The following is a 9141-nucleotide window of genomic DNA, read 5'->3' on the forward strand; positions in this document are numbered from 1 at the left end:
CATATTAAGGAGGAAAAAATGGGAAAGGTTTTAAGTTTAAATAATTCAAATTTTAAAGGTGAAGTTATTGAATCAAAAGGATTAGTATTAGTTGATTTCTGGGCTGATTGGTGTGGACCTTGCAAAATGTTAGCGCCAATATTAGAAGAGCTTTCAGGAGAAACTGAAGCAAAAATCTGTAAGGTAAATGTAGATGAAAGTGGAGACTTAGCAGGAGATTATGGAATTAGAAGTATTCCAACAATGATTATATTCAAAGATGGAGTTAAAGTTGATCAAATCGTTGGGTTAAGACAAAAATCAGAGCTTTTAGAAAAATTGAATTCTTATTAAAATAATAAATAAAAAGGTTGCTACTGGCAACCTTTTTTGTTTTATGGTATAATTGAAATTAACATAAAATGGGAAAATGGGAGGGCCAATGAAAAGTAAAATCTATTTAATTTTAGCTTTAATGGTTGTTGCGATAACCAGTTTAAAAGCACAAACAGAAAAGATTGATGATTTACAAAACGAAGTTGAGATAGACCTGAATTCAGACACAATGACTTCGACAGACGGAGTAAATGTAAGATATGGATCTTTAAAGTTAAAAGCTTTTGAAGTTAAAGTTGACAGAGAAAAAAATAGAGCTTATATTCCAGGAGAGTTCTATCTAGAAGCAGATGAGCCTACAGGAAAATTGAGAATGGACTCACTAAATGGAGAGTTTGATACAGAGGGGAAAACTGGAAGTTTTGGTAAAAGTTTTGGATATCTTGAAGTTGGTCAGGTAACTGGTGCAGAAAAACCAAATGATAGAATCTATTTTGGTGGAAATAAAACAGAATACTTAAATGGAAAAACATATTTAAGAGATGCATGGTTTACAACAGATCCTAAAATTCTTGAGAATAGAAACCCAGAAGAAGTTGGTTATCATTTACAATCTGACACAATAGTAATTGAACCAGACAAACAAGTAACCTTTAGAAATACAAATCTTTTCATAGGAGATACAGATGTAATCCCATTTTCATTACCTTGGTATAGGTTTAATATAAGACAAGGTTCAGAAGTTCCTTTATTCCCAAGTTGGGGAAATGATGATGACTACGGATGGTTTATAACATCAGGAGTTTTATGGGGAGATAAAGATAGTAAATTTAAAGGTGGTATAGCACCAAAATTTGGAGATAGAATAGGACTTTTAATAGGTAGAATGGAAAATTGGTATGATTTTGGAACCTATGGAAAAGGACAATTAAATATTAATGATTGGTTAATAGATAAAAAAGCTGATGGAAATGATGTAGAAAGAAACTTCAATAGATGGGACTTCAATTATAATCATAACTATTCTGGTGAATATGGATTCTTTAATTTAAACTATAAAAATGCAACATATAACATGATACCAACTTTAGATGATGCAATAGATAAGTATTTTTATGGTTCAGGAAATCAAGGAAGACCAGGTAATACTTGGAAATATATTGATGGCATACCAGATCGTGGTGGAAGCTTAGGTTTTTATACTTTAAATACAGAGTTAACAAATTTAGGAGAAGATAAAGATATTAGTATCAAAGCTGATGTGAATCTTGTTTCTGATAAAAAAGTATATGGAGTAATAGTAGCAGATCAATTAGATGATATGGACTATGGATCATCAGCAGATTATGATTTAACAAGTGATGTGTCTATAAAGAAAGAAAACGATAGATACTCAGTAGGAGCATATTATAATTATCTTTATGATATGGATCCAGGATCTACAAAACAAGATTTACAATCAAGAGCTGAAAACTTTGGATTTAATTTTAATGATAAAGTAAATAAGATTAATATATCTTATGACGATAAAACAGGAAACAAATTTAGAGAGTTAAACTCTTGGGAAAGAGATCCGAATTTTAGTAAATTAGATAATCAAGGTTTTTATGGAATAAAGTTTGATTATACTCCATGGACTGTAGAGCAGTATAGTATATATGACAGTAAGGATTTAAAGACATCTTTAGGTGAATACCATTTATATAAAGATGTATTTTATAAAGTTGGTTATGATTATACCGAGTTTGAGCATAAATTAAACTTAGAAAATGATCCATTTAGAAAAACTGCTTTATTTGATGGAACTACAAAAACTAATAACTATAGAGACTTACAATATAATAGATATGAAAATATAATTTATAACAAAACATCTGAAAATAGAGCTTATGTAGACTTTATGTATGATTCATTAAAGCTAACAATAGCTGGAGGTAATACAAAAGAGGAGATATGGGATAGAGAAGGAATATATCACTATAGTGATATAAATAACCCCTGGGATAGAAATGCATATAGAATCTATATAAATAATTCTAATTTCTATGAGGTAGGGTTATCTGATGAAAAATTATCACTATCAAGACTTGGAAACCTAGAAGTTTATGGAAACGTAAGATTTGATCAGTACGATAAAGGTTATGATAATCTAGCTGATAAAGAGATTTCAACAGATGATAGTTCAACTAGATATAGAGCTGGATTTACTCATGATGTGACGATATTCGATAATAGCGAAAACAAAGAGAGAAAAACAGATTTATCTTTAATTAATAGATTAACTTATATGTTCCAAGAGTACTCTTATAACTCAGATTCAAAAATTACTAAAGATGTAAGAATGGCTCAAAAGGATAATATTCAACAAGTTACAGATACTATTACATTTGATTTAGGAAATACTGAAACTGTATATAAAGTTGATTATAAAGAGATAAAAAGAGCTAGTAATGATAATAAAAAAGGTGAAATATTAAATCAAAATTTAGATTTTTTAATTGATGACAAAAATAGTTTTGGTTTAGAATATGGTTCAGATAAAAGATTTACAGATTACAATAAAAAAGATGAAAATCATAATGATTTAACTTTTGAAAATTATGGTGCTAACTACAGATATGCAAATAACTATTTCTATTATAAAAATCGTAGAATAGATTCTAGCATCTGGGAAATAGAAAACGTAAATGATGCTGAAGAAAAAATTAGAGAAGATGTATATGGTTATACTTATGATTTTGGAAAAAATAAATTAAATTTAGAGTATATTCAAGGTAAAGATGAAAGAGATGAGTTAGGAGCAAAAGTAATTAATACTAAAAATAAGACTTATTCAGTTTCGTACTTAGTAGGAGGAGATGTAGAGCATCTATATAGAGCTAGTTATGAAGATTATAAAAATGCTGGTGAGTGGAATCCAACTTTGAGCAGATATAACTCAGATATAGTTTATTTAGCTTATACTTATAAAGATAAAAGATTTACAGATGCAGAGTTAGTTTCATACGCATCTTCAGAGTACAATAAAACTCCAGATCAATTATCACAAGTAGAAATAGATAGAATTAGACAAGTTCTTGAAGATAGAGAAAACTCTAGAGCTAGAACATTTAATTTAAATAGAATAATTGATGATAGAACATATTTTGGAGATTATAAAAGAGGTTTTCATGCTTCTTTAATGATGCAAAGAAATGATAAGAGATATGAAATGACTGGTGATTATTTAAAATCATTAGAAGAGTTAGAGGGAAGATTATTCTATTCATACAATAGAATAGGATTAGGTTATATATATAATCAAAAATCTAATTATACAAATTATGGAGTATCGGATGAGAAAAAATTAGATTGGAGAGACTCAGAAAGAGAGCATGAGTTTAGTTTAAATGCTAAGGTTGGAAAACCAAGTGAAGGTTGGAGAACAAAAGCTTATGTTAAATTCTATGATCAACTTGGAGGACAAGGAGATAATGGAAGAAGTACCTTTGATGGATTTGGTGTTGAAATAGGAAAAGAGTTTGGATACTATGAATGGGCAGTAGCTTATGAAAGAGATTACTCATATAGAACCAAAGACTATGAGTGGAGTATGGCTATCCAATTTAAACTATTAACATTCCCAACAAGTAATATATTTGGATTAGGTGCAACAACTGACCAAAATAAAAAGACAACTCCAGATACATACCTATTTAATGGAATTAAAATAGATGATCTAGAGGATTAATATATTTATAGAAGAAAAGGAGAAAAACATGAAAGTAATATTACCAAGTGGAGATATAAAAGAGTTTGAAAACAGCGTAAATATGTTTGAAGTTGCAAAGTCAATTAGTAACTCTTTAGCTAAGAAAGCTGTTGGAGCAAAAGTAGATGGAAAGGAAGTTGATATGAGCTATGTACTAGATAGAGATGCTCATGTTGAAATAATAACTCCTGAAACTGAAGAAGGAGAAGAGATAATAAAGCACTCAACTGCGCACTTATTAGCACAAGCAGTTATTAGACTTTTCCCAGGAACTAAAGTGGCAATAGGTCCAGCAATAGAAAATGGATTCTACTACGACTTTGATCCTGAAAATCAATTTACAGATGAAGATTTAGAAAAAATCGAAGCTGAAATGAAGAAAATTACAAAAGAGAATATAAAAGTTGAAAGAATTGAGATGACTAGAGATGAAGCTATAGAACATTTTAAAAATCTTGGTGAAACTTATAAAGTAGAGATTATTGAAAGTATTCCAGCTAATGAGATGTTAACGTTTTATAAGCAAGGAGATTTCATCGATTTATGTAGAGGACCACATGTACCTTCTACATCATATTTAAAAGCTTTTAAATTAAAGTCAGTGGCAGGAGCTTATTGGAGAGGAGATTCTAATAACAAAATGTTACAAAGAATCTATGGATTTGCATTTGCAACTGAGCCTCAATTAAAAGCACATTTAAAGTTTTTAGAAGAAGCTGAGAAAAGAGATCATAGAAAGTTAGGAAGAGAGCTAGAGCTATTCTTTACAAGTGATTTCGGACCAGGATTCCCATTCTTTTTACCAAATGGAATGAAGATGAGAAATGTTTTAACAGATTTATGGAGAAGAGAGCACGAGAAAGCTGGATATGAAATGATTCAAACTCCAATAATGTTAAATAAAGAGTTATGGGAAACTTCAGGACACTGGATGAATTATAGAGAAAATATGTATACATCAGAAATTGATGAGACAGAGTTTGCTATAAAACCAATGAACTGTCCAGGTGGAGTTTTAGTATATAAACATGGAATGCATTCATATAAGGATCTACCAATAAGAGCAGGAGAGTTAGGAATTGTTCATAGACATGAGTTTTCAGGAGCTCTTCATGGATTAATGAGAGTAAGAAACTTTACTCAAGATGATGCTCATATTTTTATGACACCTGAGCAAATAGAAGATGAAATTATAGGAGTAGTAAACTTAATAGATAAATTCTATAGAGGATTATTTGGATTTGAGTATGCTATTGAGTTATCAACAAGACCTGAAAAAGCTATTGGATCTCAAGAAATTTGGGATAAAGCTGAATCTGCATTAGAAGGAGCTTTAAAGAGACTTGGAAGAGACTACAAATTAAATCCAGGAGATGGAGCATTCTACGGACCAAAATTAGACTTTAAAATTAAAGATGCTATTGGAAGAACTTGGCAATGTGGAACTATTCAACTAGACTTTAACTTACCAGAGAGATTTGATATCTCTTATGTTGGAGAAGATGGAGAAAAGCATAGACCAGTAATGATTCATAGAGTTGTTTATGGATCTTTAGAAAGATTTATGGGGATTTTAATAGAGCATTATGCAGGGGCATTCCCAACTTGGTTAGCACCTTGTCAAGTTAAAGTATTAACTATAAATGATGAAGTTGCTCCTTATGCACAAGAAGTTGTAGATATGTTAAAAGCAGCTGGAATAAGAGTAGAAATAGATACAAGAGCTGAATCTATTGGATATAAGATTAGAGAAGCTAATGGAAGATATAAAGTTCCAGTTCAATTAATAATTGGAAAAAATGAAGTAGAGAATAGAGAAGTAAATGTAAGAAGATTTGGTTCTCAAAATCAAGAATCTATGTCATTAGAAAACTTTATAGATATGATAAAAGAGGAAGCAACACCAAAATTTAATAACTAATATTTTAGAGACTGTATTTTAATGAGTACAGTCTCTTTTTTATTTTATAGAATTGATTTTATTTTAAAACTATGATAAAATTAAGAGTAAAATAAATATAAATCCATAATTTATATGGTAGATGTTCGGAAACCTCCATCTTAAAAAAACTAGGCTTAAAATATTAAAATACAAGGGAGAATTACACCCTTTTTTTAAATTTGAGCAGGAGTTTCCTGCTCTTTTTTTATTTAAAAATAAAATTAGGAGAAGAAAATGGGAATTAGGTATAGTAAAATAGAAAATAAAAATAAAAGAGAGATAGTTTTATTAAAAAGTTTTCCATGTAAATATGGAAAGTGTAAATTTTGTAATTATATAGAGGATAATTCAACTGATGAACTAGAAATAGATAGAGTTAATTTAGAAACTTTACAAGAGGTAACAGGAGAGTTTGGGGCTTTAGAGGTAATAAATTCAGGTTCAGTATTTGAGTTGCCTATAAAAACATTAGAAAGAATTAGAGAAGTTGTTTATGATAAAAATATAAAATTATTATATTTTGAGATTTATTATGGATATAAAAATAGATTAGATGAAATTAGAGAATTTTTCAAAGGTGTAGATATAAGATTTAGAATGGGAATGGAAACATTTGACAATGATTTTAGAATAAATTCATATGGAAAAAATTTTAAAATAGATATACCAGAAATAGAAGAGTTAAGTAAAAAATTATATTCAGTGTGCCTTTTAATATGTGTAAAAGGTCAAACAAAAGAGATGATAAAAAAAGATATTGAACTTGGATTAAAGTATTTTAAAAGTATAACTGTAAATATATTTATAAATAATGGAACTGAAGTTGAAAGAGATGAAGAACTTGTAAAATGGTTTGTAGAAAATTATAATCAGTTACAAGAAGATCCAAGGGTAGAACTATTAATTGATAATAAAGATTTAGGAGTTTTTGAACAATAATTTTTGAAGGAGATAGTTATGAGAAATGAAATTTTATGGGTAATAATGCTTTTTGTTAATTTTTTTAGCATAATTTTTATATATAAAAAATTTGGAAAGTTAGGACTTTTTATTTGGGTTCCAATTAGTAGTATATTAGCGAATATTCAGGTTGTACTTTTAGTAAATCTTTTTGGATTTGAAACAACTTTGGGAAATATAATGTATGCAGGTGGATTTTTAGTGACAGATATTCTATCTGAAAATTATGGTGAAGAAGAAGCAAAAAGTGCTGTTAAATTAGGATTTGTAAGTATGATTGTAACTGCAGTAATAATGAAGTTAGCGGTGTCTTTTGTTCCAAGTACAGTTCAAGCTGGTGCAGAGAACTTTAAAAGTCTAAAAATGATATTTGACTTTATGCCTAGAATACTTTTTGCGGGACTAGTAGCTTATGGAGTTTCACAAAGACATGATGTTTGGGCTTATAAATTTTGGAAAAATAGATTTCCAGCTAAGAAACATATATGGATAAGAAATAATTTTAGTACTTTAGTAAGTCAATTAATTGATAATCTTATTTTTACAACAATCGCTTTTGTAGGAGTTTATCCAGTTGAAGTTTTAGTAGAGATCTTTTTAGTAACTTATGTTATGAAAGTTATAGTAGCTACAATGGATACACCATTTGTTTATTTAGCTAGTTACTTAAAAGAAAATAAAAGTGTAACAGAAAAGATAATTATCTAGTGTTGAGTATTCTCAACACTTTTTTATTTTAAAATAGTATTGAAAAAAAAGGATATCTATACTAAAATAAGTAAAATAACTAAAAATGTTTATAGGAGGAGTTATGAAAGTAGTAGTAGCTATAGATTCGTTTAAAGGAAGTTTAAGCTCTTTTGAACTTGGACAAGCAATAGAAGTTGGAGTAAAAAGAGTATACCCAGAAGCTGAAGTAATAAAGGTACCGATTGCTGATGGAGGAGAGGGAACAGTAGCTTCTTTAGTTGAAGGAACAAAAGGGAATTTCGTAACAGTAATAGTAAATAATCCTCTTATGGAAAAAATTGAAGCTAGATACGGAATAATGGGAGATGGAAAAACTGCGGTAATTGAGATGGCAGAAGCATCAGGATTACCATTAATACCAGTGGAAAAAAGAAATCCTATGAAGACAACAACTTTTGGAACAGGAGAGTTAATAAAAGATGCAATATTAAAAGGATGTCGTGAATTTATAGTTGGAATAGGTGGAAGTGCTACAAATGATGCAGGGCTTGGTATGTTACAAGCTTTAGGTTACAAATTTTTAGATGAAAATAAAAAGGAGTTAGGATTTGGAGGAGAGATACTGTCTAAAGTAAGATATATAGATTCAACAAACAGCTTACCTGAATTAAAAGATTGTAAATTTTTAGTGGCTTGTGATGTTGATAATCCTTTCTATGGTCCAAAAGGTGCAGCAGAAATCTATTCAAGACAAAAAGGTGCCACTGAAAATATGGTGAAAGAATTAGACAAGGGGTTAAAAGATCTAGCAGAAGTGATAAAGAAAGAGATGAGTGTAGATGTTTCTAATCTTTCAGGAGCTGGAGCAGCCGGTGGATTAGGAGGAGGCTTAGTAGCTTTCTTAAATGGTAAATTATCACCTGGAATAGATATGATATTAGAAAAAGTAGGTTTAGAAAAAGAATTAAGACATGCTGATTTTGTTATAACAGGAGAAGGAAGACTCGATCATCAAACAGCTATGGGAAAAGCACCAGTGGGAGTTGCAAAAATAGCTAAAAAATTTGATATTCCTGTAATAGCATTGGCAGGAGGATTAACAGATGATGCAGTACAAACTCATGAAAAAGGAATAGATAGTTTCTTCTCAATAATAAATTATCCAATAACTTTAGAAGAAGCTATGAAAAAAGAGACAGCTGAAAAATTTGTAAAAGGAAATACTGAGGAGATATTTAGATTAATAAAAGTTTGTGAGAAAAAATACTCAAAATAAAATAGGAGGCAAAAATGACAGCGTTTGGAGCAGTATTGGGATTAATAATAGCTATAATATTAATAATGAGAAAAGCTAATCCAGCTTATAGTTTAATTTTAGGAGCTATAATAGGAGGATTAGCAGGAGGAGTGTCTCTTCCAGAGACAGTAAACTTAATGGTTAGTGGAGTAAAGGATGTAACACCAGCAATAGTTAGAATTTTAA

6 protein-coding genes and 1 pseudogene are annotated in these 9141 nt (G+C 29.6%); all 7 read left to right on the forward strand.

Going from position 1 to position 9141, the window contains the following annotated elements:
• The first annotated feature begins 18 nt into the window (after window positions 1-18).
• The gene (gene trxA / locus Q0V08_RS03100; RefSeq protein WP_023051537.1) at window positions 19-333 is read left to right on the forward strand and encodes a thioredoxin; all 315 of its coding nucleotides are present in this window, start codon (window positions 19-21) and stop codon (window positions 331-333) included.
• An 88-nt stretch (window positions 334-421) separates the two neighbouring features.
• A complete protein-coding gene (locus Q0V08_RS03105) occupies window positions 422-4045 on the forward strand; it encodes a hypothetical protein (protein WP_297431999.1) in 3624 nt (1207 codons plus the stop codon).
• A 28-nt stretch (window positions 4046-4073) separates the two neighbouring features.
• Window positions 4074-5987 (forward strand): threonine--tRNA ligase, encoded by a 1914-nt coding sequence (thrS, locus tag Q0V08_RS03110; RefSeq protein WP_297432001.1) that lies wholly within the window; start codon window positions 4074-4076, stop codon window positions 5985-5987.
• Window positions 5988-6242: 255 nt separating this feature from the next.
• Complete coding sequence (locus Q0V08_RS03115) at window positions 6243-6947, forward strand: radical SAM protein (RefSeq protein WP_297432003.1); 705 nt, start codon at window positions 6243-6245, stop codon at window positions 6945-6947.
• Window positions 6948-6965: 18 nt separating this feature from the next.
• Window positions 6966-7676: a queuosine precursor transporter gene (locus Q0V08_RS03120; RefSeq protein WP_297432005.1), complete on the forward strand. Its 711-nt coding sequence runs from the start codon at window positions 6966-6968 to the stop codon at window positions 7674-7676.
• Between the two features lie 103 nt (window positions 7677-7779).
• On the forward strand, window positions 7780-8934 hold the full coding sequence (locus Q0V08_RS03125; RefSeq protein WP_297432007.1) for a glycerate kinase: 1155 nt from the start codon (window positions 7780-7782) through the stop codon (window positions 8932-8934).
• Between the two features lie 14 nt (window positions 8935-8948).
• A pseudogene (locus Q0V08_RS03130) lies at window positions 8949-9141 on the forward strand (GntP family permease); the annotation flags it as partial.

The sequence above is a fragment of the uncultured Cetobacterium sp. genome (assembly GCF_947038635.1).
Classification (GTDB): domain Bacteria; phylum Fusobacteriota; class Fusobacteriia; order Fusobacteriales; family Fusobacteriaceae; genus Cetobacterium_A.

Bases quoted from the DNA above. Each gene is read 5' to 3' on its own strand.
- trxA (WP_023051537.1), top strand. From the start codon at position 19: ATGGGAAAGGTTTTAAGTTTAAATAATTCAAATTTTAAAGGTGAAGTT.
- Q0V08_RS03105 (WP_297431999.1), top strand. From the start codon at position 422: ATGAAAAGTAAAATCTATTTAATTTTAGCTTTAATGGTTGTTGCGATA.
- thrS (WP_297432001.1), top strand. From the start codon at position 4,074: ATGAAAGTAATATTACCAAGTGGAGATATAAAAGAGTTTGAAAACAGC.
- Q0V08_RS03115 (WP_297432003.1), top strand. From the start codon at position 6,243: ATGGGAATTAGGTATAGTAAAATAGAAAATAAAAATAAAAGAGAGATA.
- Q0V08_RS03120 (WP_297432005.1), top strand. From the start codon at position 6,966: ATGAGAAATGAAATTTTATGGGTAATAATGCTTTTTGTTAATTTTTTT.
- Q0V08_RS03125 (WP_297432007.1), top strand. From the start codon at position 7,780: ATGAAAGTAGTAGTAGCTATAGATTCGTTTAAAGGAAGTTTAAGCTCT.